Genomic DNA, 26,355 nt, shown 5'->3' on the forward strand with positions numbered 1-26,355 from the left:
ATGAATCAACACGATTTTTGTATGGCCGAAGGCTGTTATTTATTAAGCCACTCAGTAGGGCGTCCACTGAAAAATAGTCAGCAGCATTTAGCAGCTCATTATTTTTCGCCGTGGGAATCGTCAAATAAAGAACCCTGGCAGCAATGGTTACCTGCAGTAGAGCAATTTAATACCGCATTAGGGCAGTTATTTAATGCGCCTAGCGAGCAATTTTGTCCACAAGTTAACTTATCCAGCGGCTTAACCAAATTGTTAATGTCGCATCCGCGATTACAGCAAAAAAATTGCAAAGTATTAATGACGCAAAGCGACTTTCCAAGTATGGGCTTTGCGATGCAAAAAGCTTTGCCAAAATGCGCGCAAATAACATTTATTCCTGAATATGAAAACTTAACCGATATTACCGTTTGGCAGCGTTATTTAACGGATAACATAGATTTAGTTTTTATCAGTCACGTATATTCAAATACAGGGGTACAAGCCCCTGTACACGATATTGTTGCTTTGAGTAAAAAAACGAATAGCTTATCAATCATTGACGTTGCGCAATCTGCAGGGGTGATACCGCTTGATTTAACCGCCTTAAATGCTGACTTTATGATTGGCTCTAGCGTTAAATGGCTATGTGGCGGCCCTGGTGCTGCTTACTTATGGGTTAACCCACAGCAAATAGCTGTTTGTGAGCCTAAAGATGTTGGCTGGTTTTCTCATCAAAATCCCTTTGAGTTTGATATAAATCATTTTATTTATAACAAGGGAGCGCTTAAATTTTGGGGCGGTACTCCCTCAGTTGTACCTTATATTATTGCAGCCAATAGTATTGCCTATTTTGCCGCATTGGGAATTGATAAAGTTAGGTCGCATAATTTAGCAATGCTTGCGCTTATTCAGCAACAGTTGGGTAAATATGTTGTGTCGCCCACGCTGCAGCATCAATGCAGTGGTACTGCTATTTTAAACTTTAACATGCAGCAACAACATGTATTGAATGAGCTTAATAGTGCAGGGATTAGTGTGGATGCCAGAAAGCTTGGTATACGAGTTTCACCGCATATATATAATAGCGCCGACGCAATACATAAGTTTATAGCGGTTATAAAAAAAGCGATTAAGGTTGTTGACTAAGTTGCTCTTTTTGCTGATTTAACGCCTCTATTTGTTGCTGTGCTTGCCCAATTAAAGCATCGTATGACTGTTTAAGAGCTGATGTTTTAGTTGCAATCGCATTGGCAATAGAGGAAGCCCCTAAACGATTGGCTTTATCTTGCGTCATGTAATCAATTTGCTGTTTTTTTTCTGTGTATTGCTGCTGATATTGTTTAATAGCCAGTTGGTAGCGTTTTATATCACGATTAATTTGCTGCGTTTTTAAGTAATCATCAACAGAAGTATCTGTAATTTTACTGCTAGCAGTTGTATTGCTATAGGCTGTGGTTACATTAATATTTTTTAGCGTAATGGCTTGTGCATCTAGAGCACAGGGCAGCTGGCTAAATGTAGGAACACCTTTAATAACGCATTTATAAACAGTAATGTTTTCTGCCAAGCTAAAGGTTGGCGCGGTTAAGCAAATTGATAGCAATATAACCCGGATCATAGTTAAACCTAAATTGGCTTAAAGTTAAGTTAATCATGCCCTAAGTTATAGTTTGGTACAATTTGTTTAGTTTTATAAATTATAGGCATAAAAAACCACAACTAAGTGGTTTAAATTAAATATGGTGGAGAGGGAGGGATAGACTTGCTTACCTCCATGTAATCAATCGCTGCGCGACGCTTGCAGCGGCCCAAAATGTTCCCGACATTTTGTTGAACCCTGTCGAGGGATCTCACCCTCCCAATTTAGTCTTGGTGTTAAATTATAGGCATAAAAAAACCACAACTAAGTGGTTTAAATTAAGTATGGTGGAGAGGGAGGGATTCGAACCCTCGATAGAGCTACAAACTCTATACTCCCTTAGCAGGGGAGCTCCTTCGGCCACTCGGACACCTCTCCAACGCATAACCGTTTTTTTATTGATGGAAGTAAAAATTAAAGCCACCAATATAAATGTGGTGGAGAGATAGGGATTTGAACCCTAGATAGGCTACAAACCTATGCCGGTTTTCAAGACCGGTGCATTCGACCACTCTGCCATCTCTCCGTGACGCAGAATAATACTTAGGTCATACGCATGTGTAAATAGCAAAAAGACTGTTTGCTTAAAATTTAGGCTAAAATGAGGTTTTTTTTGTAAATAAGGGGAAATAAAGACAATTTTAATAAAATTAAATAGGTTGCAGCAAGCAGTGGGAGCTAAATAAGAAGCTTTATTTAGTGGTTGGGTGCTTGCTGCACCGTATAAATAGTCATGGTTGTGTGACTATTTATATTGAGCTGTGCTACCAAGAGCGAGTCTTTTACCGAAGCGATTAAGCTTTGCTAACATTTTAGCTTTACGGTTTGTTGGTTTAACGGCAATGTGAGTAGCAGCTGTTTCATTTAATGTGTTAATTGGGTTCATTACTTAACTCCGAGTTGTGGTTGGTGAAAACGGGGGCATTCTGCCTCTTAATTGTTTAAAAATAAAGCGATAAAAATTGAGCCCGAAGCATTAGTTATTTTAATCCGAAAGGATTTTATTAACCTGCCGTTCACTTGGTGGGTTTGGGTGTTTTTGCATTTTTATTCACGCCGTTAGTTTTTAAATCCCTTTTGTTATGGGGTCTCTGTGTTTGTTTTTATTTTTAATGCGATAAAAGTATTCTTTTTTGGTTATTTATTCAGATTAAATTATTTTAATTAAATGATTTTTTATGCTGTTTAATTAGTGTTTATAAAATTAACTTTATGAGCGTTAAAAAAATTCCAGTAAAGTTCTAAAAAAAGTTGGTGTAATGCACTTTATATTTGCATTGCATGGGTGAATTACTTAGCTTTTTAGCAAAATGGTGTTTTTAATAAAGTTAGTATTACTAGGAGTTATAACGAACACTTGGCAGCTGTTTTTATATTAACCAATAAAAAAGCGCCTACTTTACAGTAGGCGCTTTTGCGTTAGTTGCGTTAATAACGCGTCTAACTGGGGACAGAGCCTCTTCTAGCAACCGCTCTGTTTGCTAAAAAGGCATTAATTCGTTTTGTTGGGGTAAGCACTATGGCGTTACCAAGTAGTACTAAGCTAAACCCTGCAAAGGTATTTGCATGCCATTCAAAGCCTTCATAAAAGCTGCTTAGTGTTACCGCAACTAAAGGAAACAGTACGATGACATAGCTGGCTTTTTCGGGGCCAATATTTTTTAACAGTGCAAAGTAACAAGCAAAGGCGATTACAGTGCCAAAAATAGATAAGTACAATAACGACAGCCAATAGCTAGTAGGTGCAGTGAAATTAAATTGCACGTCGCTTATAAATACATATAAGGCTAAGCCAATGGCACTGTATAACATGCCCCAAGCATTACCTTGTAACACACCAATTTGTTTGCGTGAATTACGTACACTTACCATGTTTCCTAATGAAGCCACAAAGGTGCCTCCAAGAGCAAGTAGTAACCCGACGAATGCACTGTTACTCAAGTTGAGTTGCTGTAATTGTGGCCAAAACAAGCAGGTGATACCTAAAATGGCAAGTACAGCACCGGTATAAATTCGTTTTGAAATAGGTTTGCCAAAAAATAATCGGGTATTAACTATATTCATTACTAATAGCATTGAAAAAGCAATCGAGGTCATTGCAGAGCTAAGGTGATTTTGTGCCCAGTAAAGCATTAAGTAATTTAGGCCAAAGTTAAACAGGGCCAATAATACGAAAAAACCATGATCGACTAAATTAAATCGCATTTTAGGTTTTTTGTATGCCACATATAACCACATTAATAATGCCGCGATTGCAAAACGATAAAATAGCGATAGTTCAACAGCAATATCGCCTAGCTGAAACTCTATGGCCAACCAGGTTGAGCCCCAAATTAAAACAGTTGTTATATATAGCGCTGCACTTTTCAATACTGCTCTCCAAAGTCGATTAAGCTGCTATTTTAAAGCTTATCTGTATACTTACCATATACAGAAAATGGAATATGTAACCTATACAGATTGAGGGTGTAATGATTTTAAAAGCGGTTAGCCATCAAGGTCATGAGTTTTTGTACCAGCAAGTTATTCAACTGATCAGGGATATGAGTGCTCAACAGGCTTTATTGCCCTCAGAAAAACTGCCGTCTTTACGTAAAATGGCTAGCAACCTTAATATAAGTATTCCTACGGTAAAGCAGGCCTATCAAGCGCTAGAGGATCAAGGGGTTATAGAGGCACGCGAAAAGTCAGGCTACTTTTTAAAAGCCGTTAACATGGCAAGCAGCTTACCAAAACGGGTTAAGCTGAGCCGCGAGCCCGTGATTGTAAACAAGCAGGCGCTGATTGAGCAGGTATACACAGCCATTCATCAGGCCCATGTGGTGCCTTTTGGAGTCGCTAACCCGGTTGCTGCAGCACCAACCGATAAAGCCTTAGCCAGAAATATGCGCCGAGTAATGACGCTTGCCGGTAGTAACGCTATTAATTACGGGCCACTGGATGGTTATGCACCGTTAAAAAAGCAACTTATTCATCGCTATTTAGACTTTGGCATTGGCATTAATATGGATGAAATGGTGATCACTAATGGTGCGCAAGAAGCACTGGCAATTGCACTCAAATGCGTAACTAAGCCCGGTGATGTAGTGGCCATAGAGAGCCCTTGCTATCACGGAATTATAGAGTTAATAGAAAGTTTAGGCCTTAAAGCACTTGAAATACCTTTATGCCCAGATAATGGTATTTGGCTAAACGATTTAGCGCAGGCGCTTAATGAGCACGATATTAAAGCGTGCTTATTTTCTACGGCTATTAGTAATCCGGTTGGTAGTTTTATGCCAGATAAAAATCGAGAACAGCTGGTGGAACTAGTTGAAAGCCATAACGTAGTGCTCATTGAAGATGACGTATATGGCGACCTATACTTTACACCCAAACGAGGTACACCTGCTATAGCGTATTCCAAAAAAGGCTTGGTGCTAAGTTGTTCGTCTTTTTCTAAAACGGCTGCCCCTAGTTATCGTGTTGGTTGGCTTATTGCGGGGAAATTTGCAGGGCAAGCTAGGCGTTATAAAAGAGCATTGAGTTGTTCTACCTCACTAATTAATCAATGGACGTTATCAGAATTTGTTTTTAGCGGTGAATACGATCGTAATTTAAAAGTACTTAGGCAGCGTTTACGTACGAATAAAGAGCATATGCGACGTTGCTTACAGCAAGCCATGCCAAAAGGTACACGGATCAGCGATCCACAAGGTGGCTGTGTTATTTGGTTAGACTTAGGCTGCGAGTATGATAGCCAAAAGCTATTTTCATTAGCGCTTGAGGTAGGTATAAGCATTACTCCAGGGTTGATATTTTCAGCTTCAAATAAATACAAAAGCTGTATAAGGCTAAGCTATGGTGTGCAGTGGAGTGAGCAAATAGAGCAAGCAATTGTCACACTAGGTAAACTTACCTTACTAGCAAAAAAGTAGCCTAATTTAAAGGGGAACAACAGCTTGTAACAAGTTTTTCGGCACAATAAAAAACAGCCGTTAAGTTAAGCGTAACGGCTGCAAAGGGATGTTAAATAATTACCTAAGTGAAGTTTGTAAACTAGTTTTGTTTAAAGCTAAATAATTGGTAACCTTTAAGTTCAGGTACTTGTACTACTAGCTGTTCTTCTTGTTTAGCTATATTGGCAAAATTTTCGCATAAGGCATTGGCACGTTTTTCGAGCGCATCGGCATGCTGCTCTACTTTTTCTTCTATTTGCGTACCCATATTTTCCATACGTTGTTCAAAGGCTTGCATGTCGCCTCCTGAGCCAAGTAATTCAGAACCTAAAGCAACTAAAATACTCCCCATAGATTGCATTACAGCAGACTCAACAGCGGTCTCTATTTGTTGTTCGAACTGCTGCTCAAAGTTTTCACCAAATTGGTTAAAGCTTTGCTGGCCCATAACAAAGGTGTCTTGTTGATAAAAAGTATTTTGTACTTCAAGTTTAATGTCGTCCATTAACGATGAGATATTATCGAGGCCATCAATATTAAAAGCATTAGCAACTTCTTGCAGTGCAACACCTGCAATTTTAACGCCTTCTAAGGCTATATTTGCTACTTCGGGTAATTGCGTGCGTAAACTATCTGAATATTGAGTTAGCGCCTTTTGCTGGGAATGATTAAGCGCTACCGATTCACCATTAATGGTTAAATTGCCATTGGTATTAAATTGCATAGTTTGCTTATTGGCGGTAAAAATCTCTAGTTCGTCAGGCTTAATACGTACATCATTTTTAAATTCTACATTACATTGCTCATTATTAAATGACACTGTTGAATCGTTATCATTATGTGCCACAACGGCAGGTGCACATATTAAAGTGCTCATTAATAGTAATTTTTTCATATTTATTCTCAGTTTTTTATTGATGATAAATAAGTAATAACAAGTTTAGTGCCAATGTTTTTTTATTATATTAAACAATAGGTTGGTTTTATTTTTAGTATTGTCTATAGCAAAGGTTTATTATAAAAAAACTATTTTTTAGTCAAATTGGCTAAAGCTAGAGCAGTAATTAATTTTATTTATCGATACGATAAAAAACTCTCACTTTCCATAAAGCGAATTTAGCGCTATTTATTCACAGTATTGACATGGAGGCTATTTAAGATAGCTACATGGCTTTATTTTGGCGCTAAACTGCATTGCACTTTATGTGTCGAACATTTTAATTTTACCAATTATTGCGATTATAAAATCCTTGGTTGGTCTCAAACACTTTATGGAGTGGGTTGTGGGTAAGACATTTAGTTACGATGCGCTAGATGACGATTTTGTTGAAGACGAGTACGAAATGCTCGGGCGTAATCAGCACGATAAGAACAAGCAAAAGGTTAAGAAAAAGTTGGAAGACTACCTTGAGCAAAAGCGCTTGCGTAAAAACCTAGGCGAAGACGATTTAAGCGATTACACCGATTAAATTGCGCTAGTATAACTAAAGTACCAATGTGAATTAGACTCTAAATGTACGCATTTATGTATGTTTAAATTTTGATTAGATTGGCAATAAAGAGGCTGTGTGCCTCTTTATTACTTTTAAGCGGCGTTACTTATTGCTTTGTTGCAGTGCTTTTTGAATGGTGAGCTCTAGCTTTTCTGGCTTGGTAAAGGGTGCATAGCGTTTAATTGGTGAGCCGTCTGCTGCGATTAAAAACTTAGTAAAGTTCCACTTTATTTTGCGAGTTAAAAAGCCAGGTTGTGTCGATTTCAAATAACGAAATACCGGATGAGCATGCTCTCCGTTTACCTCTACTTTAGCGGCCATTAAAAAATTAACCCCGTAGTTTATTAAACATCCTTGCTCTATCTGCTGTGCATCTCCGGGTTCTTGCTGATTAAACTGATTACACGGAAATCCTAAAATTACTAAGCCTTGGCTAGCATATTTATTATGCAAAGCCTGTAGTGACTCGTACTGGTAGGTAAAACCACACTTGCTTGCCGTGTTTACAATAAGCACGACTTTACCAGCAAACTCGCTAAAATCAATGGTGTTACCTTGCAAACTGGTGGCGCTTAACTGATGAAACTTGTGCATTATTTATGCTTTACCTTATCTTTGTTGATGCTCAATTTACTCTTTTAAGTACATTGCTTAATATGGTTGTTGTATATATTAAGACTATTTTTTAATTTAAAATTAAAAATAATCCCATACCCGCAATCGTAGTGTAGTAAATATTATGGGTTTTATAAGCCACAATAATAGCTACTATAGCCGCACTTAAATAAGGGTTTTGCCAATTTAAATTAATGCCATCATCGTTTAAAAATACAATAGGTACCCAAATAGCCGTAAGTACCGCTGGTGCACTAAAACTTAAAAATTGTTGCATTTTAGGCCCAACTTTAAAGGGTAAAGCGCGGTGCAAAAATAAGTAACGGGTAAAAAAGGTAATACAGGCCATTAGTAAAATAGTGGTCATCATAAGTTGCGCTCCTTTTTGGCAGTTATTCTTGCTGTAAAGTATCCTGCGCTCATGGCCAGTAATGCAGAGCTCACCAGCCATAACTCAAATCCGGTACTTTTAAACAGTGTAGCGCTAATGCCTGCGACTATAACTGTAACGAGTGAGGCGAGGCTTTTAACACCCGGAATAACTAAAGCTATAAATGTAGCGGCTATAGCAAAGTCGAGGCCCAAATGGGTTAAATCGGGGAGCATAGTACCAGCAACAATGCCTATAAATGTCCATAAATTCCATGCAATATAAAAGCTAAAACCGGCGCTAAGTGCGTAAATTAAACGTATTTTTGTACGATAGGCTTTAGGGTGGTGCGAAAATGCAAACAACTCATCGGTCAATACAAAGCTTACAGGTAGACGCCAGCGCAAAGGTTGATCAATTACTTTATGACGTACCGCTAAGCCATATAAAAAATGCCGAGAGCTAATTATAAAGGTAGTAAACAAAATGGTGAGTAGTGGCGTATTTCCCGCAATTAACTCAATAGCGACAAGCTGCGCAGAGCCCGCAAACACTAATAAAGACATCGCTTGAGTTTCAAGGGCAGTAAAACCATTTTGAATAGCCAGTGAGCCACAGAGTATTCCCCAAGGGATCACCGCCAAACAAAGCGGTAACATGTCAACAAAACCTTTTAAAATTGCACGCGATGGTCTGTTCATTTGCAGAAATATTAGCCAGTAAAATTAATTGCTTAAGTGTGCCATAAAGCATGCTTTAAATAATAGGTTTAATGCAAATCTAAACAAAGTTTGAAATAATGAAACAATAACTTAATTAGCGAGATAACTAATGTTTAAAGTAAAAGTATGGGATGGCTTTGTCAGAAGCTTTCACTGGTTATTAGTGTTTAGTATTGCTGTGCTCTATTTTAGTATTGAAGAAGGTATGATTGAACTGCACTTTATTGCTGGCTTTTTTACCTTAGCACTTATTTTAACGCGATTAATATGGGGGATTATAGGCAGTAAAACAGCTAAGTTAAGCGCGTTAATACACTCCCCGCAAGCGGTAATAACCTCACTTAAAACTAATAAAACTCCGCTTGGGCATTCTGCGCCAGGTAGTTATATGGTGTTGTTGTTTTTTATACTTATTATTACTCAGCTTGTTAGTGGCTTAATGAGTAGTGATGGTATTTTAACTGATGGGCCTTTAGCGCAGTACGTGTCGAGCAGTACAGTTGATTTTGCTAATTGGTTACATAGTTTAAACTTTGATATTTTACTTTATGCGATAGGTTTGCATGTTTTAGCAATTGTAATTTATAAGATTAAAGGCAAGCCTTTAGTGAAAGCGATGATCACCGGAACGAAACAACAGCCAAATGAAAAGCCAGCAATACTTACAAAAGCACCTTGGTTAGCTTGGGTCGTATTTTTAATATTGCTTGTAGTGCTTATGACAACTTGGGGCAGTGAGCCACTTAGTTATTTACTTAACTTGGGTTAAAAATAAAAAGGCGCCTATTTAAATCCGATTATGAATTAAATAGGCGCCTTTATTATTTGAAAACTTAGTCTTTAAATTGCGTGTGGCAATCTTTACAGCCTTTGGCCCATGCGCCAAACGCTTTACCAATAACAGCTTTATCGCCAGACTGTGCAGCTACAGCAAGTTCATCTGCGTATTGCTGAAATGCAGTTGCTTTTTTCATAAAAGTGTCGTTTTCAGCCCAAACAGCGGCAAGTGCAGCAGTATCACCCTTATCAGTACCTTCGTAAAACGCTTCCCATGGCATTTTTGCCAGTGCAGCTGCGTTATTTGCACGTGCTTTAAATTTATCTGCATCAAAAGGAATTTTGCCTTTAAGCATAGCGCCCATGTCACTAATTTGTACTGAGAGCATAGAAAATGCAGCTTGACGATATTCAATAGCGTCGCTTGGCTCTTTAAATGCAGAATTTGCTGATACGCTAAGTGCGCATGTTGATAATAATGCCCCGATAAATACTTGCTTCAATTTCATTAAACTTATCCCTAGTAAAAGTTTCTAATTCTATCTTTGTATCTTAGCTGCCACTTTTATTCAAGTGAAAGCGATAGTTTGGTTTGCTTGAGGCTTAATCGTTAATATCGACGTCGGCGAATATCATGCCACGGCGCATACTGCGAGTGGCTAAAAACACTTCGCAAAGTAGCGACATAAAAGCAAATATAAGCAAAGCCATAGCAGCTACAAAACAGCTACCTATCGTTACGCCTAAGTTAACTGATTGAATATGCGATAAAAATAATAACATAACAACCGCACAAACCAACAATGCACTTAACACACTCAAGCTAAATGCAAGGTGTATACAACGAGAGCGCTTTAGCAGCGCTCTTAGCTCGGTGGTTAGCGACAGATTAAAGTCATCATCAGTGCTTACTTTTAGTCTACGTTCAAGCAAACGAGCTCTATCTGTTATACGCGCTAAACGGTTTGATAAAACCCCTAAAGTGGCAGCAATACCTGTAATTAAAAAGACGGGAGCAACCGCGGTTTGAATCACTTTGGCCATGCTTAAAATATTAATTACTTCGTTATCCATTTACATCTCAAAATAAGTGTTGGTTGTTTACAATCATTCACAAACTTAATTTCTTTCTTTTCCCTTTGGAATCAGTTTGTTGCTAGTGTTTTCTCTGTTTTTATGTGTTGCTTGTAACTTAAATGTAACTAAGGTGTTGCTCACGTATGGGTTTAAGTTTTATATTTAAGCCCATGGTTGAATATAGTAAATACAATAATACATAACCTATCCTAGGGGAAATGATGTCTAAAAATATAATAAAGAAAACAGCAATTGCCACTGCTGTCTCAAGCGCATTTATTGCAACACTTGCAAGTGCAAGTAACTTACCTACGGCTAATATTACTTATCAAAAAGCTGAAGCAGTAAAAGAACAAGTTGCAGATAAAAAAGAACCATCGGCACATATGATTGTATTACGCGCTACAACATCAGTAGACGCCTATGTTGCAGGTACTTACCAGCAATCAAATAATCGTGAAATTACAGCTAATATAGAGCAACTTCAAGACACTATGACTCTTGAATTAAATAGCTTAGATTTTGATGCGAAAATAATTGGTAAAACCAAAATATTAGCACCTACGTTAATCGTTCAAGCTTCGGCTGAAGCACTTGCTAAAATTGCTAAAGATTCACGAGTAGCAAAAGTATTACCTATGTTCGATAGCGAACTGCATGTTGCAGCAAGCTCTGACTATATTAATGCAAAACCACTTATTGTAGACGGTATTGCAAGCGGTAAAGGTCAGCGTGTTGCGGTATTAGATACAGGTATTGATTACACTCACCAAGCATTTGGTGGAGCAGGTACAGTTGAAGCATATTTAGCAGCGCAAGCAGATCCTACTACAGTGGCTTGGCCTCAAGGTGTTGTTAAAGGTGGTTACGACTTTATTAATGAAGACGCTGATCCGATAGAGAACGATCCTGCTAACTCTCCAGTAACAGGAGATCCAACAAACCACGGTACTTCGTCTTCAAACTCAGTAAATGGTATTGCGCCAGACGTTGAACTTTATGTTTACTCTGTATGTGGTGGCGGTTGTCCAAGTGCCGCACAGGCTGCAGCACTAGAAGCCGCAATGGATCCTAATGGCGATGGTGATATTTCTGACCGTGTAGATGTAATGAATATGTCGCTTGGTGGCGAGTTTGGCGACACATATACTGGCGGCGGTACACAATACTTAATTCAGCGTGCTGTTGAATTAGGCGTTAATATGGTTATTTCTGCGGGTAACGATGGTGATAACCCATTCCGTATAGGCGGCCCAAGTACCACACCTAATGCCTTATCTGTAGGTGCAATGACGCACCCTACAACTGAAATAGGTGTTGCTACAGGTACTATTGCTGGCGTTGAAGGTAATATTCAGCCATCAGGTTTTGGTCCTCAAGAAGCTTACACAATAACAGGTGCAGACATTGAGTTAGTTTATCCAGACGCTAACCAAAATGGTTGTGTTGCGTTTGCCGCCGATGTTGATTTTACCGGTAAAGCTGTATTAATAGACCGTGGTGCTTGTGCATTTACCGACAAAGTATTAAACGCACAAATAAATGGTGCAGAGTTTGTGATGATTGCAAACAATACTGATGATGGTACACCAGCTCCTATGGGTGGTTTTGATGCTGCTGTAACAATTAAAAACGTAGGCATTAATTTTGCTGCAGGTGCGGCTTTAAAAGCACAGTTAGCAGCAGGTGGTCCGGCAACATTTGATATTAGCATTGACATTAAAACTACATCTGGCGCTGTAGCTACGTTCTCATCTCGTGGTCCTTCAATGGATGGTTTATTAAAACCAGAAATTACCGCACCAGGTACTAGCATTGATGTTGCAGCAGCAGGTACTCAAACTGGTACTAACCCAGTTTCAGGTACATCTTTTTCAGGTCCAATTACTGCTGGTGCTGTTGCGATGATTCGTGAAGCACATCCAGATCGTAATGCCTTTGAAATTAAAGCCACAATAATGAATGCGGCTAATTTAAATGTAACAAACGAGCCGTTAGCAATTAATCCTGCTTCAGAATTAGCACCTATTAGTATGATTGGCGCAGGTTTAGTTGATGTAGCTAAAGCGGTTAATTTACCGGTTGCTGCATGGGTAAATAACGCTAAGTTTAATACCAAGCAAGCAGCGCTTTCATTTGGCTTAGAAAGCATGACAGAAACTGCATCGTTAACTAAAACGGTAACAGTTAAGAACTTCTCAGCTGACGCTAAAACTTATAACTTACGTACAGAAGCGCGTTACCAGAGCGATATAGATACTGCGGCTATTAGTTGGGATTTCCCTGCATCAATTACTGTTCCTGCAGGCCAAGCTATTAATTTTGACGTAGTATTAACCGTTGATCCAGCTAAGTTACCAGAGTGGAATCTAAATAACCCATTTAGCGCAGAGGAAGTTGCAGCAAGAAGTGCAGCATTAACCTCAGTAGAGTTTGATGGTGCTTTGGTGTTTGATGATGCCAGCACAGATACTGACCATGATTTACACCTTGTTTATCATGCAATGCCTAAAGCAGCTACTGAGCTAAGCGTTTCATCGCAAATCGTCGATAGTGAAATGGCTCTTGTTGTTACAAATAGTGGTCAAACTGAAATTATGCCACAAGCAGAAAGCATTGTTGCAGTGGGTGTTGAGAAAACATTTGCAGAAGCTGAATTTAATATTCTAGCAACTACTTTCTCGGCGTTTAATGCAGAGTTTTGTGACTCAGGCATATTTGTTACTTCATCGATTCAATTACGAGACCCACTAACGCATACCTTCCAAGCGGGTTACAGATTAGAAATTGATACCGATAATGACGGTGTAGCAGATCAGTTTATGACAAACTTAAACGACCGTGGCCGCGATACAGCGTTCCCTGGGCGTAGCCGTACGCTAATTGGTGAGACAGATGGCGCGGGTAATGATTCATGGGCGTGGGGTACTCCGCTTTATCACTCTGCGGGAGAGGACACCATTACCTTCTCTGGTTGTTCTGAACTACTTAATATAGATGGGACACTACTAGGCGAGCAGATGAACTTTAAAGCATCTGTGGGTTATGCTGCATATCAAAGTGGTGTATTTACTGAAACTGATAGTGTTACAGGTTCAACTGTATTTGGTATGCAACCTCAAGTAGCATTTACCTCGCTTGAAACAGGTGAAGCAGTTACAACACTTAAACCAGGTGAAAAAGCAGTTGTTACAGCAAGTGGTCCATTTGCGCTAACACAGGCTTCAGGCTTAGATGTTGTTAAAGTGATGGCAGCTGCTGATTTAGAGGTTCCAGATGTTTCAGCGCCAGCGCTTGTTGGTGGTGAATTTACTGTTTCTGAAGATGCAGCAAACGGTACCGTTGTAGGTGCTTTAACAGTAACAGAGTCTGAGTTTGATTTAGCTATTTCAGAGTACTTTGTTCAGTCAAATACTCACCAAGGTTTGGGTGTTGATGCCGATGGTCAAGTTGTTGTTACTAACACAGCTTTACTGACAGGTGATTCTTCAGCCCAGATACAAGTAGTGGCAATTGATACGCGTGGTAATGTATCAGAGCCTGCAATGGTTACGGTTAGTATTACTAAAGTAGTACCACCACCGGTTGTTGTAACACCAGAGCCAGAGAAAAAATCTTCGGGTTCATTAGCTTGGTTATTACTTACTGCGCCGCTTGCATTTATGCGTCGTCGTAAGCAAAAGTAAGCTTATAACTTAATTGTTACTTAGAGGGAGCTTCGGCTCCCTTTTTATTTAGCTTCACTAAAGTAAAGGCTTTATCTTATGAAACATATCCCTTGTGTTCTAGCTATATCATCTTTAGCTATTTTAAGTGGCTGTAATCAGGCGCCCGAAGCAGTCCAAACAAACGTTATAAGTACTACAGCAGAGCAGTTACCTCAAGTTGTTGCACCTATAGCTAAAAAAGTACCGCACGCCATGACTATTCATGGCGATACCCGCATTGATAATTACTATTGGCTGCGTGACGATGAACGCAAAGCAGCCGATGTTATTAGTTACCTTGAGGCTGAAAATAGCTATACAAATACCATGCTTGCTCATACTCAAGCGCAGCAAGCTAAACTTTTTGCCGAGCTTAAAGGGCGTATTCAAAAAGATGACGATTCAGTACCGATAAAAAAAGGTGATTATTATTACTCGTCGCAAACTCGTGGCAATAACGAGTACACTACTTATGTGCGTAGCAGTGACTTTTCAGGAACTAACCAACAGGTTATTTTAGATGTAAATGAACTTGCTAAGGCTCATGACTATTATGCTGTAAGTGGTTTAGATGTGAGTCCAAACGGTAACTTAATGGCTTACGGTGAAGATACTCTCAGTAGACGTATTTATACCGTTAAAATTAAAGATTTAAGCACCGGGAGGCTACTCCAAGATACGCTTGAAGGCACAAGTGGTAACCTTGTTTGGGCAAACGATAACAAAACACTGTATTACATTAAAAAAGACTTACAGACTTTGTTAGGCTACCAGGTTTATCGCCATACTTTAGGTACGCCGCAGGCCAATGACGAACTAGTTTACGAAGAAACAGACTCAAGCTATTACACCGGGTTAAGTAAAAGCAAAGACGGTACTGAAATTTATATTTGGCACAGTAGTAGCACTGCATCAGGTATGTCGGTGCTTAGCGCAAATAACGTTAAAGCAATGCCTCAACGCTTAATTAAACGCCAAGCGAATCTTGAGTATAGTATTTCTAAATTAGGTGAGAGTTATTATATTGTCACTAATTTAAATGCGGTTAATTTTCAGCTAATGAAAGTCGCTATTAAGAAAGCACATGATCAAGCAAACTGGCAAACGCTGATCCCAGCACGTGATGATATAAAGCTAGAAGGGATAGAGTTATTTAATGACTATGTGGTTTACCAACAGCGTGAAATGGGGCAATCGCGACAAATAATACGCAATTTAAGCACTAATCAAGAGCAGTTATTATCTTTTAACGACAGTGCCTACACTATTAGTGCTTATGGTAATAACGATATAAACAGCAATAAGTTACGTGTTTACTATACGAGCATGACCACGCCGGGTTCATCTTACGATATAAACCTAAAAACAACGGATAAAACGCTTTTAAAACAACAAGCTGTGCTAGGCAACTTTAATGTTGATAATTACGCATCTGAACGTATATTTATTAACGCCCGCGATGGTGTAAAAGTCCCCGTAAGCTTAGTTTACCGTAAAGATAAATTTAAAAAAGATGCGACGAACCCATTGCTACAATATGGTTATGGCTCGTATGGCGCCACTATGGATCCAACTTTTTCAAGTGCGCGTTTAAGTTTACTTGATCGTGGTTTTGTGTTTGCTATTGCCCATGTTCGAGGCTCGCAAATGTTAGGTCGTCCTTGGTATGACGATGGTAAATTACTTACTAAAAAGAATACGTTTAATGACTTTATAGATGTGACTAAAGCACTGGTAGAGCAAAAGTATGGCGCTAAAGACAAAATATTTGCCCAAGGCGGTAGCGCTGGTGGCTTATTAATGGGCGCAGTAGCAAACCAAGCTCCTGAACTTTACAAAGGTATGGTTGCCGCAGTACCTTTTGTGGATGTGGTTACAACCATGCTTGATGAAAGTATTCCACTAACAACTAACGAATATGGTGAGTGGGGAAACCCAAATGAAAAAGAATACTATGAGTACATGCTATCTTACTCGCCGTACGATCAAGTGTCTAAGCAAGCGTACCCTAATATGCTAGTAACTACGGGTCTGCACGACTCGCAAGTACAGTATTTTGAGCCAGCAAAGTGGGTTGCTAAGCTGCGTGACTATAAAACAGATGACAATAAGTTACTGTTTAAAATTGATATGGAAGCAGGGCATGGCGGTGCATCAGGGCGCTTTAAGCGCTTAGAAGATACCGCGCTAAACTATGCATTTATGCTCGATTTAATGGGTATTAAAGAGTAAACAAAGTACAACCATTGAGTAATAAGCTAAAGGCATCATTTAAAAGTGATGCCTTAATTTATTACTAAGTTAGCTAAATAAGTTTATAAACTGAGTTATAGTTATGAAATACACACTTACACTCACGCAAAAATAGTAAATATAAGGATAGCGTTATGCATGATGAGCAACAGCTGGAACCCGTCAAAAAAGATGACCGCACATGGGCAATGCTTTGTCATTTAAGTGCCTTGTCTGGATTTATTGTGCCATTAGGCTCTGTAATTGGGCCGTTAATTGTGTGGTTAATAAAAAAAGATGACATGCCGATTGTTGATGTTCATGGCAAAAAAGCACTCAACTTTCAAATCACTATGATGATTGCTTACTTTGTGTGTTTTCTTTTAATGTTTGTTGTTATTGGTGTAATTTTACTGCCAATAGTCGCTATATTTTCGTTTGTAATGGTGATTATTGCCGCGGTTAAAGCCAATGATGGTAAAGAGTTTGACTACCCGTTGAGTTTAAATTTGATAAAATAGCAATGTCGGTTTGTTAATAGCGTATTTTAAACCCAGCTTTTGCTGGGTTTATTTTTTATTTACTTCCTATTGTTAAGGATACTATGCTTTATCTCACGCTATTTTTTAGCGCTTTTATATCGGCTACTTTATTGCCCAGCTCGTCAGAGGTGGTAATGGTAGCTATGATGACCCAAGGTAAAGTAAATTTATTGTTGTTATGGCTAGCTGCCACTTTGGGCAATGTATTAGGGAGCTGCGTTAATTACTGGTTGGGTACTCAAGTACTGCGCTTTAAAGATAAAAGCTGGTTTCCAGTGTCAGAGCAGGGGCTTGAAAAAGCACAAAAGCAGTTTAATAAATACGGTGTATATAGTTTATTATTTGCCTGGCTACCTATAGTTGGCGATCCGCTTACCGTAATAGGGGGAATATTTAAAGTGCGTTTTAGTACGTTTTTATTGTTGGTAACACTAGGTAAGGGGGCACGCTACTTAGCCGTTATCGCCCTTACCTTAGGTGTCGAAAAGCTTATTTAAGCTTTCTTATTTATTCTAAATCAATTGATCCACACGTATTATTTAGCCCAATCTAACGTCAAAGACACAGAATCGGCAAAGCGTAATGCATGCGGTTTATCTACGCGAGCCTTAGCATAATGAACACTTGGGTGTGAATGACAAACAGCAAGAATTTCAGCAACCAGTTTTTCGAGTAATAAAAAGTCGCCTTGTTCTACTAAAGTGATTACTTCTTTGGTAATTACTTTGTAGTTTAGTGCTTGATCTACTTCATCGGTTTTACAGGCGTCGTGTGCAGGGTAATGAATTTCTAAGTTAATCACTACATCCTGCTTTTTCTCGCGCTCTTCTTGGTTAAAGCCAATAAAAGTACGCAGTCGTAAATTGGTTACGTTAATAATTGCATTAGCCATAAGTTAGCCTTTTATTAGCTGCAAAAACTCATTACGTGTTTTTGGATCGGCTCTAAAGTTACCCAGCATTACAGAGGTACGCATACTTGAATTTTGCTTTTCTACGCCGCGCATCATCATACACATATGTTTAGCTTCAACAATTACGCCAACCCCGGTTGCACCCGTTACTTCTTCAACGGCTTTAGCAATTTGATGAGTTAGTTGCTCTTGAATTTGAAAACGACGGGCAAACATGTCAACAATACGGGCAAACTTAGACAGTCCCAATACTTTGCCATTGGGAATATAAGCAATATGACAACGGCCAGTAAAAGGTAATAAATGATGCTCACACATAGAGTAAAGCTCTATGTCTTGTACTAATACCATGTCGTCTGCATCTGAGGTAAATACGGCGTTATTAGTAATTTCTTCTAATGTTTGACGATACCCTTGAGTTAGGTATTCCATTGCTTTAGCAGCACGTTTTGGCGTGTCGAGTAAGCCTTCTCTGTTAGGATCTTCCCCTACAGCGGTAATAATATTTTCATAGCTTTGTTTTAGTTCGTTATGCATAAATTTCTCAGTTAATTTAGTTTGGTTTACTTTAAATGCCGACCACCATCTACAGGTATAGCGCGGCCTGTGATGTAGTGGCTATGTAATAGTAAATCAATACTATTTATTATTTCTTGGCATCCTGGTTCGATACCCATTAATGACTTTTTCAGCGTTTTAGCACGATATTGTTCATCATCATGCTCATTAAAAATAATTAACGATGGTGCAACCGAATTTACTTTAATATTAGGTGCGTACTTGGCGCTGAACGACTTAGTTAAGTTATCAAGCGCTGCTTTACTTGCTGCATAAGCGACATGTTTTGGGCTACCTGTTTCTACTACGTAATCGGTAAGATGAATAATATCTGCGGGAGTATTCATCTCAGTTTGATAATTTAGTAATAACTCTGCACACAGTAAATTAATTAAATAAGGTGTTTTTGCATGAATTCGCATCATATTGTCAAACAGTTGCGCAAAGTTGGCGTTATTAGCTTCGCAGTCCCAACTGGAAGCATTATGTAAAATAGCGCGTAGTGAGTTGGTATGCTCTTTAAGTGCTTTAATAAAAGTGCTAATACCATCATCAGTACTAAAGTCTGCATAAATGCATACAGCGCCCTGCTGCTCCAGTAAATCAACTGCAGCGTGGCGAGTACGATAGGTAATAATTATCGGCTGCCCTTGTGCAATAAAATGTTTAGCTAAAGCAAGGCCAATGCGTTGCCCAGCACCTGTAATTAAAATCGGTGGTGTCATATATACTACAAAACTCTCTTTTGGCAGGGGATCAGCGTTAATACCAATTTAATTAAAATCTTACGTAATACTTTAAGCGGTCGATCAGTCAAATTACTAAGGTATCGTACGATAATTACTGTATTAAAGCTCATCGTATATAGTTGGCACTGGTTGACGCTTATGTTGCGTACGCTGATAAATAGCGCTAAGTGTTTGTTCAACCTGTTGCGTAACCGGTTTACCTTCTAAAAAGTCATCAATTTGCTCATAACTTAAACCTAACGCTTCTTCGTCGGTAAGTCCTGGGCGATCACTTTCTAAATCTGCGGTAGGTGCTTTATTAACTAATACAGACGAAGCACCTAATGTACTACCTAAAGCGCGCACTTGGCGTTTAGATAAGCCAAAAAGCGGTGCAAGGTCACAAGCGCCATCACCAAACTTGGTATAAAAGCCGGTAATATTCTCGGCACTGTGATCGGTGCCAACCACTAAACCTTGGCAAAATGCAGCAATTTCGTATTGTGCAATCATGCGTTGACGGGCTTTAACATTACCCTTAATAAAATCAATTTTTTCTTGCTCAGGGAGTGACTCACCGTTACCAACAATAGCCGCCATTGTTTGTTCGTGTAGCGCATCGGTTGCAGGCTTAATATTTACTGTCATGCGGCTGCTAGGTTGAATAAAATCAACCGCTAGTTGCGCTTCATTTTCGTCGGCTTGCACACCGTAAGGTAAACGCACAGCAACAAATTTATAATCAGTAGTGCTTTGCTCTTGGTTAAGTTCATTAACAGCAAGTTGGCATAAACGGCCGCACACTGAAGAGTCGACTCCACCACTAATACCTAATACCAAAGACGTTGCATGGGCTGCTATTAAGCGGGCTTTAATAAAGTTAACACGACGGCTAATTTCAGCATTTACATCAATAACTGGCTGCACTTTCATTGCAGCCATAATCTCGGCGCGCATGGCCAACTCCTTAGGGTTAAATAATTATTTCGCTCAGCAGAGCACTTGTATTATGTGATTTAGGGCTAACAAATTAAAGCCCTAAGTGAGCTTTAATTTTTTGTAACTCGGTTTTTAACTCGTCTACTTCGGCGAGTAACTCATTGAGTTCTTCACTTTTTAACTCATCAGTCGTTTGCTCTGCAGGGCGTGTTATTTCACTTATTGGCTGCTCGCCAAGCAAATGCATATAACGACAGTCACGTTTACCAGGCTCGCGCGCGAGTTTGGTTATTATGTCATTTTCAATTAATTTATTAAGTGCAAGCTCAACGTCATCTACACTATTAAAATTTGCTAATCGTGCGCATCGCGTTTTTAATTCTCCGGGAGTTTGTGCACCCCGTAACAGTAACAAGCAAATAATTGCGCGCTGCTGCGCACTAAATTTTAAGCTACTAAACTCGGTGTTACAAAAACGGTGGTCGTATTTATTTACTCGCCCAGAAAGCCCTTCATCAATGGTAACCAGTCGAGCATTTATTAATTCATCGAGTGCAATTTGCACTTCGCTGTCGGTTAAGTTTAAAACCGGTGCACGATTTGATTTTTGATTACACGCATTAGTTAGCGCATTTAACGACAAAGGGTAGTGTTCGGGAGTTGTACTTTGCTTTTCTAGTAAACAGCCAATAATACGCTGTTGATTTGCTGATAATTGCATAACTCATCTCAACTAATAAACTATATGATTAGCTTACACTTTTATTGAGTGCCAAGCCATTGCTGAAGTTTAGGGTGCAGTGCACTAAAATCGAGTGGCTTACTTAAGTAATCATTCATACCCGCTGCTAAGCACTTTTCTTTGTCTCCCTGCATTGCATTGGCTGTTAAAGCAATAATAGTTATGTTTTGATAATGCTTACCCGAGTCGCCATTTCTAATCGCTTTAGTTGCTTGGTAGCCGTCCATTTCAGGCATTTGGCAGTCCATTAAAATTAACTGGTAAGTATTAGCGGGTTGCTCATTTAGTTGCTTTATCGCCTCACGTCCATTCTCAGCAATATCAAATGAAATACCGGCTTGTTTTAATAAAGCCCCAGCAACAACTTGGTTAATTTTATTGTCTTCTACTAATAAAACTTGTGGCTCATTTGTATTAACTAATGGCGTTTCAGTGAGTTTATTTTGTAGTTGTGCCTGTTGTTGCTGTTGTTCTATGTATTTATCATTAGCAAGAGAGTCAAATAAGTCTGAGGGTGTTAATGGCTTAAAAATCATTGAGTCTACTTTTAAACTTAGCGTAGAGTCATCTTTGGAATAGCTCATAGGTGCCATTATTATTAGCTTACAACTGTGCTTAGCTAGGTAATTTTTAACCTCAGTAATTTGCGATTGCGGCGCTTGTTCAAAAAAATAATAGTCGATTAAAATAGCATCGAGGGTTGTAGTTGCCTGATCTTTAAAATACGCACTTACAGCAGTGTAGTCGGTTAAGGTATTGGCATTTGCTTGCCATATTATCAGCTGCTTTTTAGCTATGGTTGAGTTTAATAAGCAGCTATCAATAATTAAAATATGTTTGTTTTTAATTAAATGGCTAGGTAGGTCTTGCTGCTTACTTAATTTAGGTTTTATTTTTATTGAAAACGAAAAAGTACTGCCTTCGTTTAGCATACTGGTTACGCTTACTTCACCTCCCATCAGTTCACATAACTGTTTCACAATAGCGAGCCCTAAGCCAGTGCCACCATATTGGCGTGTTGTTGAGGTATCTGCTTGGGTAAATGAGTCAAATAATGTGGAGTGTTTTTCTGGCTTTATGCCAATACCGGTATCAATAATGGAACAAACTAAAGATGTACCATCGGTTGTTTCATCAATTTTTGCGGTGACTACTATTTTTCCGTTAAATGTAAACTTAACCGCGTTACTAATTAAGTTACTTAATATTTGTCGTAACCGATTAGGGTCGCTAACTATTTCGCTGACGGTGATGAGGGTTGCATCTAAAATTAAGATGGTATTATTTTGCTCCGCTTTAAGCGCAAATGATTCAACAACCTCACCTAACAAACGTGGTAAATTAAATTGAATTTTTTCAATATCTAATTTACCAGCCTCTATTTTAGAAAAATCTAAAATATCGTTAATAATATTCAGTAATGATTGCGCCGACGACTGAGCAAGCTCTATGTGGTGCATTTGTTGTTGATCTAACTTTGTGTTTTTAACAATATTAAGCATCCCTAGCACGCCATTCATAGGGGTGCGAATTTCATGACTCATGCTCGCTAAAAACTCACTTTTAGCAGCTACAGCTTGCTCTGCGGTTTCTTTGGCGGTTACTAGTTGTTGCTCTGTTTCTATGCGTTGTTGGCTAGAGTAAAGGCTGCCAACAAGTGCTGCTACAGCAATTAAAAAGCTTTCTTCGTTGTGCGCCCAAGCGCGGGTTGTATTGCATTGCTCGGCGCAAACCATACCAATGATCCCACTTCCGGCAGGAATAACTGCACACAACATGGCATTTATTTTTAGTGGCTTTAGGTAGTGCTCTTTAATTGGCATTAAAATAGGGCACTGCTGTGCATCTGCTGCACTAAATATGGCTTTATGCTCTATGGCTTCAAAAAAATCAGGAATATCTTTTTGTAACCATGGTTCATTGTTGTTATTTGTTGTGGTGTTTATATTATGAAAGGCAATAGGCTTGAGCTGGGTTCTATTTTCGCTAAATAGCCAAATACTGGCTTGATCTACGTTGAGCGCCTGACAAATTGCTTGAGTAATCACACCTTTAGATTGGCTTAATTGTCCGTTTAAAATTTGATCGTTAACGGTTAAAGACGCCAAGGCTTCGTTAAATAACGATATTTTATTATTTTCTAATTCTATTTTTTTACGGGTATCAATATTTTGTAATGAGCCAAATATTCTTATACAGCGATCATTTTTATGCTCAGCTTCACCGTGCACCAATACCCAAATAATATTACCTTTAGCATCAATAACTTCAAGTTCAGCTTCGTAGCTCTCACCAAATTTAATTGCTTGTTCAATTAATTTAGCTGCTTTTTCTCGGCTTTTTCCGGGCTTAAAGTAGCCAAGATCCTTTGGCCATTGTGGTTGTTCGTCAGGTGAATATTTAAATATTTTTTTGGTCATATCAGACCAATACGCTTGTTTATTTTCTAAATTAAACGACCAAGCGCCTACTAGAGCCAGATCGCTCATAACCTCTAGCATTTTTTCATTTTGTTGTTGGCGGTTAAACATTTTTAAAAAGAATAAAAACGCCCAAATTAATAGGCCGCATATAATTATTATAGCTACACGCAAAGGCCAAATAGAAGAACTTACAGGGCTCCAGCCCTTTTTAGGAGCAACATAAAGTTGCCAATTACCGCCTTGAAAACTTAAAGAAAACTCAAGAGGATCTTGCTCTATTATGGCGGGCTCACCGTAAAAAAAATCGCCTTTTGTGCCTAAGCCATGGCGTCCTTGAATAGCAACGTTGTATTGTTTTTCGAGTTCATTAATACCTGCGTTTGCATATACTTTTTCAAGATCTAATACCACAGAAAGCAGCCCCCAAAAGGATTTATCCGCTTTATAAACAGGAACGCGAGCAACAAGTGCAGAACCCCCTTGTATTAACGTTAATGGGCCAGCCATTACAATTTTATTTGTGTCTCTGGCTCTAATTGCATCGATACGTTGAGCTTCATTGTCTAAAAAGTTAAGGCCTAGGGCTTGTTCGTTACCGGCAAGCGGATAGATCATGTTAATTACCATGTCGGGTGCGCCACCAATATTTCGTAGTTCGTTTGAGGTCTCAAATAAGGGGGCAGCAATTTGCGCAAAGCGTGCTTGCTGTAAATTTGGTTCTGCGGCAACAGCAACACCTAAACCACGAATTAGCTGAATATTAGACACTAAAATAGCTTCAAGTTGTGCTCGGTAAGTGCTTACTTCAGAGAGTATTTGTAATCGGTGTGCATCTTTTGCTCGGTTATAGTTAATCCGATCAAGTACAACACTTACTAATACAATAAGAGTAAGTGATAGCCAGAAGGTCAGCTTAAAATTATGAACTTTATTATTTTTACTATTATTCATTGGCGACATTAGCTACATTTTGCTTTTATATTAGACAGTATCCACTATAGCTAATTTATTGTACAAATAAAAATGGCGCATCAGATTATGCGCCATTTTATTTTTATAATTAATAGTTTAACTAAATTACGAGTCGCTAACCTCGCGTGCCCAATGCTGCTGTTTAGCTACATGGAGCTTGCGATAACCATCGAGTAATGCAGCATGCTTTGTAAAGCCAGTAAGCGATAAGCCTGGGAAGGTTAAACCGTTAAATAATTTACGGCCTTCGGCTATTTCAATTGCGAGCGTTACATTGGCAGTACCAAACATTAAGCCTAATGCATCTTGATAGTCTGCATATTCGCGTTCGTCATCGTATTTTATTTCTAAAATAGCTTTTAAACAGCGAAAGTGACGCATTGCATCTTCGTTTACTTGCCCGGTATGTAATATCCAGTCAACCCAATCAATGGCTTCTTCGTTACCTGCGGCTAGGCAAAGGTGCGCTTTTAGTTCACCAATACGCAGCGTATCCCAAGATGTATCAGGGTCGGTTACTAAACCAATAAACTCGGCAGCGCGAATGATATCGCTATGGCCCGCTTCCTCTAGTGAGTCATAAATTTCCATCCATTGCTCAACGTCGTACTGATCAAGTGATAAAAATGTTTCGCGGAACTTAGCGCCTTCGTTGTTGTTACGCCAAATTAGTTCATCAACTGGGTAAATGTCTGACATACCAGGGACTAAAATACGACATGCATATACGTTTAAGTGAGTGTAATCCATGATGTAAATATCATGCCCCATGCTATGGATTAAGTCGGTACAAAAGTTATATTCTTGCTCAGTTGTGCCGCTAAAGTCCCAATGCACAAAGTCAAAGTCGGCTTTTGCGCGGAAAAAGTCATGAGAAATTAAGCCGCTAGAATCAATAAAGTGCAGTTCAGTGTTTTCTGGAGAGGCAACTTCATCATTATCAAAAGTAGCAGGTTGGAACACATCAAGTTGATCTAAACGACGACCTTGTAATAGTTCTGTTACGGTACGCTCAAGTGCCACTTCAAATGATGGGTGAGCACCAAAAGAAGCAAATACAGAGCCATCAGCTGGGTGAATAAGGGTAACGCTCATTACTGGGTATTTACCGCCTAGAGAGGCATCGGCAATACGTAAATGAAAACCATGGCTGCGTAACTCTTCACACGCTTCATGAATTTTAGGGTACAGCTTAACGACTTCTTCAGGCACGATAGGCAGACACAAGCCCTCAGTAATAATGCGGCTTTTTATAGCGCGTTCAAATACTTCGGATAAGCCTTGTACCCGTGCTTCAAATTTAGTATTGCCGGCACTCATACCGTTAGATACAAAAATATTACCAATAACGTTAACCGGAATATACACATCTTGGTTATCGCTTTGGCGGGTGTATGGCACAGTACAAATACCACGCTTAACATTACCAGAGTTAAAATCGAAAAGGTGCGATGCATTAAGTTCGCGCTCTGGGTCAAAGTAGTCCCATAAGCTTTCATCCATAATGCCCTCAGGCACTTCATCGTTTGTTACTGTAAACCACTTTTCGGTTGGGTAATGGGTAAACTCTGCATGGGCAAATTCTTCACCTAAATAAAAGTCAGCAAAAAAGTAGTTACAGCTTAAGCGTTCAAAGTATTCACCTAATGCCGAAGCTAACGATGCTTTGTCGTTTGCGCCTTTACCATTGGTAAACATTACGCCACAGTCTTGGTCACGAATATGTACCGAATAACAGTTAGCTACAGGGTTAAGCCATAACGCTTCCTCAATATTAATATTAAGGGCTTTTAGCTTATTTTGCATAGTAGAGATCGACGATTCTAAATCGCGGTCTTTACCTTTTATAAATGTTTTATCAGTCATACTCATCTCAACTAGGGCTGCACAATATGTGGATTAGCTATTATCGTGGATTTTGAGGTTTATTTCATCCTTTGCGCCGCAGAATATGACTTTTTAATAGAAGGATAGTAAATATATGTTAAT

General features: G+C 39.1%; 24 protein-coding genes and 2 tRNA genes. 8 read left to right on the plus strand and 18 right to left on the minus strand.

Annotation, left to right across the window (positions count from 1 at the left end; translation table 11 throughout):
• Window positions 1-1,125 (plus strand): aminotransferase class V-fold PLP-dependent enzyme, encoded by a 1,125-nt coding sequence (locus RB215_RS00275; protein ID WP_089367533.1) that lies wholly within the window; start codon window positions 1-3, stop codon window positions 1,123-1,125.
• Here RB215_RS00275 and RB215_RS00280 read toward each other — a convergent pair.
• The 5 genes from RB215_RS00280 to RB215_RS00300 form a co-directional block, all read right to left on the minus strand.
• Window positions 1,109-1,597 carry an RNA-binding protein gene (locus RB215_RS00280; RefSeq protein WP_089367534.1) on the minus strand — a complete coding sequence of 163 codons (489 nt, stop codon included), beginning with the start codon at window positions 1,595-1,597 and terminating at the stop codon, window positions 1,109-1,111. The two genes, RB215_RS00275 and RB215_RS00280, sit on opposite strands and share 17 nt — an antisense overlap.
• Window positions 1,598-1,903: 306 nt before the next feature.
• Window positions 1,904-1,996: transfer RNA gene (locus RB215_RS00285), tRNA-Ser, on the minus strand.
• A 57-nt stretch (window positions 1,997-2,053) separates the two neighbouring features.
• Window positions 2,054-2,144: transfer RNA gene (locus RB215_RS00290), tRNA-Ser, on the minus strand.
• A gap of 219 nt (window positions 2,145-2,363) precedes the next feature.
• Window positions 2,364-2,504, minus strand: a complete 141-nt coding sequence (locus RB215_RS00295) for a hypothetical protein (protein WP_167376929.1) — start codon at window positions 2,502-2,504, stop codon at window positions 2,364-2,366.
• Window positions 2,505-3,058: 554 nt separating this feature from the next.
• The gene (locus RB215_RS00300) at window positions 3,059-3,988 is read right to left on the minus strand and encodes a DMT family transporter (RefSeq protein ID WP_011326785.1); all 930 of its coding nucleotides are present in this window, start codon (window positions 3,986-3,988) and stop codon (window positions 3,059-3,061) included.
• A 101-nt stretch (window positions 3,989-4,089) separates the two neighbouring features.
• Here RB215_RS00300 and RB215_RS00305 point away from each other — a divergent pair, with 101 nt between their 5' ends.
• Window positions 4,090-5,535, plus strand: a complete 1,446-nt coding sequence (locus RB215_RS00305; RefSeq protein WP_218910953.1) for a PLP-dependent aminotransferase family protein — start codon at window positions 4,090-4,092, stop codon at window positions 5,533-5,535.
• A gap of 121 nt (window positions 5,536-5,656) precedes the next feature.
• Here the strand turns inward: RB215_RS00305 and RB215_RS00310 are convergent, their stop codons facing one another.
• Window positions 5,657-6,451 (minus strand): YggN family protein, encoded by a 795-nt coding sequence (locus RB215_RS00310; RefSeq protein ID WP_089367535.1) that lies wholly within the window; start codon window positions 6,449-6,451, stop codon window positions 5,657-5,659.
• A 388-nt stretch (window positions 6,452-6,839) separates the two neighbouring features.
• On the opposite strand from RB215_RS00310, the gene RB215_RS00315 reads away from it, so the two are divergent.
• On the plus strand, window positions 6,840-7,025 hold the full coding sequence (locus tag RB215_RS00315) for a PA3496 family putative envelope integrity protein (protein WP_007579801.1): 186 nt from the start codon (window positions 6,840-6,842) through the stop codon (window positions 7,023-7,025).
• A 126-nt stretch (window positions 7,026-7,151) separates the two neighbouring features.
• Here the strand turns inward: RB215_RS00315 and RB215_RS00320 are convergent, their stop codons facing one another.
• The 3 genes from RB215_RS00320 to RB215_RS00330 form a co-directional block, all read right to left on the minus strand.
• Window positions 7,152-7,643 carry a glutathione peroxidase gene (locus RB215_RS00320; protein WP_309216657.1) on the minus strand — a complete coding sequence of 164 codons (492 nt, stop codon included), beginning with the start codon at window positions 7,641-7,643 and terminating at the stop codon, window positions 7,152-7,154.
• Window positions 7,644-7,734: 91 nt separating this feature from the next.
• Window positions 7,735-8,034 (minus strand): AzlD domain-containing protein, encoded by a 300-nt coding sequence (locus RB215_RS00325; RefSeq protein WP_041454306.1) that lies wholly within the window; start codon window positions 8,032-8,034, stop codon window positions 7,735-7,737.
• Complete coding sequence (locus RB215_RS00330) at window positions 8,031-8,735, minus strand: AzlC family ABC transporter permease (RefSeq protein ID WP_041454307.1); 705 nt, start codon at window positions 8,733-8,735, stop codon at window positions 8,031-8,033. Before RB215_RS00330 ends, RB215_RS00325 begins: the two co-directional genes overlap by 4 nt.
• 130 nt (window positions 8,736-8,865) lie before the next feature.
• On the opposite strand from RB215_RS00330, the gene RB215_RS00335 reads away from it, so the two are divergent.
• On the plus strand, window positions 8,866-9,525 hold the full coding sequence (locus tag RB215_RS00335) for a cytochrome b/b6 domain-containing protein (protein WP_086997074.1): 660 nt from the start codon (window positions 8,866-8,868) through the stop codon (window positions 9,523-9,525).
• 64 nt (window positions 9,526-9,589) lie between these two features.
• Here the strand turns inward: RB215_RS00335 and RB215_RS00340 are convergent, their stop codons facing one another.
• On the minus strand, window positions 9,590-10,042 hold the full coding sequence (locus RB215_RS00340) for a cytochrome c (RefSeq protein ID WP_011326793.1): 453 nt from the start codon (window positions 10,040-10,042) through the stop codon (window positions 9,590-9,592).
• A gap of 94 nt (window positions 10,043-10,136) precedes the next feature.
• Window positions 10,137-10,607 (minus strand): DUF2721 domain-containing protein, encoded by a 471-nt coding sequence (locus RB215_RS00345; RefSeq protein ID WP_011326794.1) that lies wholly within the window; start codon window positions 10,605-10,607, stop codon window positions 10,137-10,139.
• A 224-nt stretch (window positions 10,608-10,831) separates the two neighbouring features.
• Here RB215_RS00345 and RB215_RS00350 point away from each other — a divergent pair, with 224 nt between their 5' ends.
• From RB215_RS00350 to RB215_RS00365, 4 genes are all read left to right on the plus strand, one after another.
• Window positions 10,832-14,296, plus strand: coding sequence for a S8 family serine peptidase (locus RB215_RS00350; protein ID WP_309216658.1), 3,465 nt, complete (start codon window positions 10,832-10,834; stop codon window positions 14,294-14,296).
• A 78-nt stretch (window positions 14,297-14,374) separates the two neighbouring features.
• Window positions 14,375-16,549, plus strand: coding sequence for a S9 family peptidase (locus tag RB215_RS00355; RefSeq protein ID WP_309216659.1), 2,175 nt, complete (start codon window positions 14,375-14,377; stop codon window positions 16,547-16,549).
• Window positions 16,550-16,704: 155 nt separating this feature from the next.
• Complete coding sequence (locus RB215_RS00360; RefSeq protein WP_011326797.1) at window positions 16,705-17,070, plus strand: DUF4870 domain-containing protein; 366 nt, start codon at window positions 16,705-16,707, stop codon at window positions 17,068-17,070.
• Window positions 17,071-17,153: 83 nt separating this feature from the next.
• Window positions 17,154-17,588, plus strand: coding sequence for a YqaA family protein (locus tag RB215_RS00365; protein WP_089367541.1), 435 nt, complete (start codon window positions 17,154-17,156; stop codon window positions 17,586-17,588).
• A gap of 38 nt (window positions 17,589-17,626) precedes the next feature.
• Here RB215_RS00365 and folX read toward each other — a convergent pair whose 3' ends face one another.
• The 7 genes from folX to ycaO form a co-directional block, all read right to left on the minus strand.
• On the minus strand, window positions 17,627-17,983 hold the full coding sequence (gene folX, locus RB215_RS00370; RefSeq protein ID WP_011326799.1) for a dihydroneopterin triphosphate 2'-epimerase: 357 nt from the start codon (window positions 17,981-17,983) through the stop codon (window positions 17,627-17,629).
• A 3-nt stretch (window positions 17,984-17,986) separates the two neighbouring features.
• Window positions 17,987-18,541 carry a GTP cyclohydrolase I FolE gene (gene folE / locus RB215_RS00375; protein WP_058372272.1) on the minus strand — a complete coding sequence of 185 codons (555 nt, stop codon included), beginning with the start codon at window positions 18,539-18,541 and terminating at the stop codon, window positions 17,987-17,989.
• A 26-nt stretch (window positions 18,542-18,567) separates the two neighbouring features.
• Window positions 18,568-19,287, minus strand: a complete 720-nt coding sequence (gene folM / locus RB215_RS00380; RefSeq protein WP_011326801.1) for a dihydromonapterin reductase — start codon at window positions 19,285-19,287, stop codon at window positions 18,568-18,570.
• Window positions 19,288-19,410: 123 nt separating this feature from the next.
• Window positions 19,411-20,247 (minus strand): ammonia-dependent NAD(+) synthetase, encoded by an 837-nt coding sequence (nadE, locus tag RB215_RS00385; protein ID WP_011326802.1) that lies wholly within the window; start codon window positions 20,245-20,247, stop codon window positions 19,411-19,413.
• A 73-nt stretch (window positions 20,248-20,320) separates the two neighbouring features.
• Window positions 20,321-20,950, minus strand: coding sequence for a YceH family protein (locus RB215_RS00390; RefSeq protein ID WP_193038736.1), 630 nt, complete (start codon window positions 20,948-20,950; stop codon window positions 20,321-20,323).
• A 41-nt stretch (window positions 20,951-20,991) separates the two neighbouring features.
• On the minus strand, window positions 20,992-24,354 hold the full coding sequence (locus RB215_RS00395) for an ATP-binding protein (RefSeq protein WP_309216660.1): 3,363 nt from the start codon (window positions 24,352-24,354) through the stop codon (window positions 20,992-20,994).
• A 117-nt stretch (window positions 24,355-24,471) separates the two neighbouring features.
• Window positions 24,472-26,232 carry a 30S ribosomal protein S12 methylthiotransferase accessory factor YcaO gene (gene ycaO, locus RB215_RS00400; RefSeq protein ID WP_086997093.1) on the minus strand — a complete coding sequence of 587 codons (1,761 nt, stop codon included), beginning with the start codon at window positions 26,230-26,232 and terminating at the stop codon, window positions 24,472-24,474.
• Between the last annotated feature and the right edge of the window lie 123 nt (window positions 26,233-26,355).

It is taken from the genome of Pseudoalteromonas sp. HL-AS2 (genome assembly GCF_031198805.1).
GTDB classification, from domain to species: Bacteria; Pseudomonadota; Gammaproteobacteria; order Enterobacterales; family Alteromonadaceae; genus Pseudoalteromonas; species Pseudoalteromonas nigrifaciens.

Coding starts and splice junctions, on each gene's coding strand:
- RB215_RS00320 (WP_309216657.1), bottom strand. CDS start 7,643: ATGCACAAGTTTCATCAGTTAAGCGCCACCAGTTTGCAAGGTAACACC.
- RB215_RS00355 (WP_309216659.1), top strand. CDS start 14,375: ATGAAACATATCCCTTGTGTTCTAGCTATATCATCTTTAGCTATTTTA.
- RB215_RS00340 (WP_011326793.1), bottom strand. CDS start 10,042: ATGAAATTGAAGCAAGTATTTATCGGGGCATTATTATCAACATGCGCA.
- RB215_RS00295 (WP_167376929.1), bottom strand. CDS start 2,504: ATGAACCCAATTAACACATTAAATGAAACAGCTGCTACTCACATTGCC.
- RB215_RS00350 (WP_309216658.1), top strand. CDS start 10,832: ATGTCTAAAAATATAATAAAGAAAACAGCAATTGCCACTGCTGTCTCA.
- nadE (WP_011326802.1), bottom strand. CDS start 20,247: ATGCGCGCCGAGATTATGGCTGCAATGAAAGTGCAGCCAGTTATTGAT.
- folM (WP_011326801.1), bottom strand. CDS start 19,287: ATGACACCACCGATTTTAATTACAGGTGCTGGGCAACGCATTGGCCTT.
- folE (WP_058372272.1), bottom strand. CDS start 18,541: ATGCATAACGAACTAAAACAAAGCTATGAAAATATTATTACCGCTGTA.
- RB215_RS00275 (WP_089367533.1), top strand. CDS start 1: ATGAATCAACACGATTTTTGTATGGCCGAAGGCTGTTATTTATTAAGC.
- folX (WP_011326799.1), bottom strand. CDS start 17,983: ATGGCTAATGCAATTATTAACGTAACCAATTTACGACTGCGTACTTTT.
- RB215_RS00280 (WP_089367534.1), bottom strand. CDS start 1,597: ATGATCCGGGTTATATTGCTATCAATTTGCTTAACCGCGCCAACCTTT.
- RB215_RS00395 (WP_309216660.1), bottom strand. CDS start 24,354: ATGTCGCCAATGAATAATAGTAAAAATAATAAAGTTCATAATTTTAAG.
- ycaO (WP_086997093.1), bottom strand. CDS start 26,232: ATGACTGATAAAACATTTATAAAAGGTAAAGACCGCGATTTAGAATCG.
- RB215_RS00345 (WP_011326794.1), bottom strand. CDS start 10,607: ATGGATAACGAAGTAATTAATATTTTAAGCATGGCCAAAGTGATTCAA.
- RB215_RS00335 (WP_086997074.1), top strand. CDS start 8,866: ATGTTTAAAGTAAAAGTATGGGATGGCTTTGTCAGAAGCTTTCACTGG.
- RB215_RS00305 (WP_218910953.1), top strand. CDS start 4,090: ATGATTTTAAAAGCGGTTAGCCATCAAGGTCATGAGTTTTTGTACCAG.
- RB215_RS00390 (WP_193038736.1), bottom strand. CDS start 20,950: ATGCAATTATCAGCAAATCAACAGCGTATTATTGGCTGTTTACTAGAA.
- RB215_RS00365 (WP_089367541.1), top strand. CDS start 17,154: ATGCTTTATCTCACGCTATTTTTTAGCGCTTTTATATCGGCTACTTTA.
- RB215_RS00330 (WP_041454307.1), bottom strand. CDS start 8,735: ATGAACAGACCATCGCGTGCAATTTTAAAAGGTTTTGTTGACATGTTA.
- RB215_RS00360 (WP_011326797.1), top strand. CDS start 16,705: ATGCATGATGAGCAACAGCTGGAACCCGTCAAAAAAGATGACCGCACA.
- RB215_RS00310 (WP_089367535.1), bottom strand. CDS start 6,451: ATGAAAAAATTACTATTAATGAGCACTTTAATATGTGCACCTGCCGTT.
- RB215_RS00325 (WP_041454306.1), bottom strand. CDS start 8,034: ATGATGACCACTATTTTACTAATGGCCTGTATTACCTTTTTTACCCGT.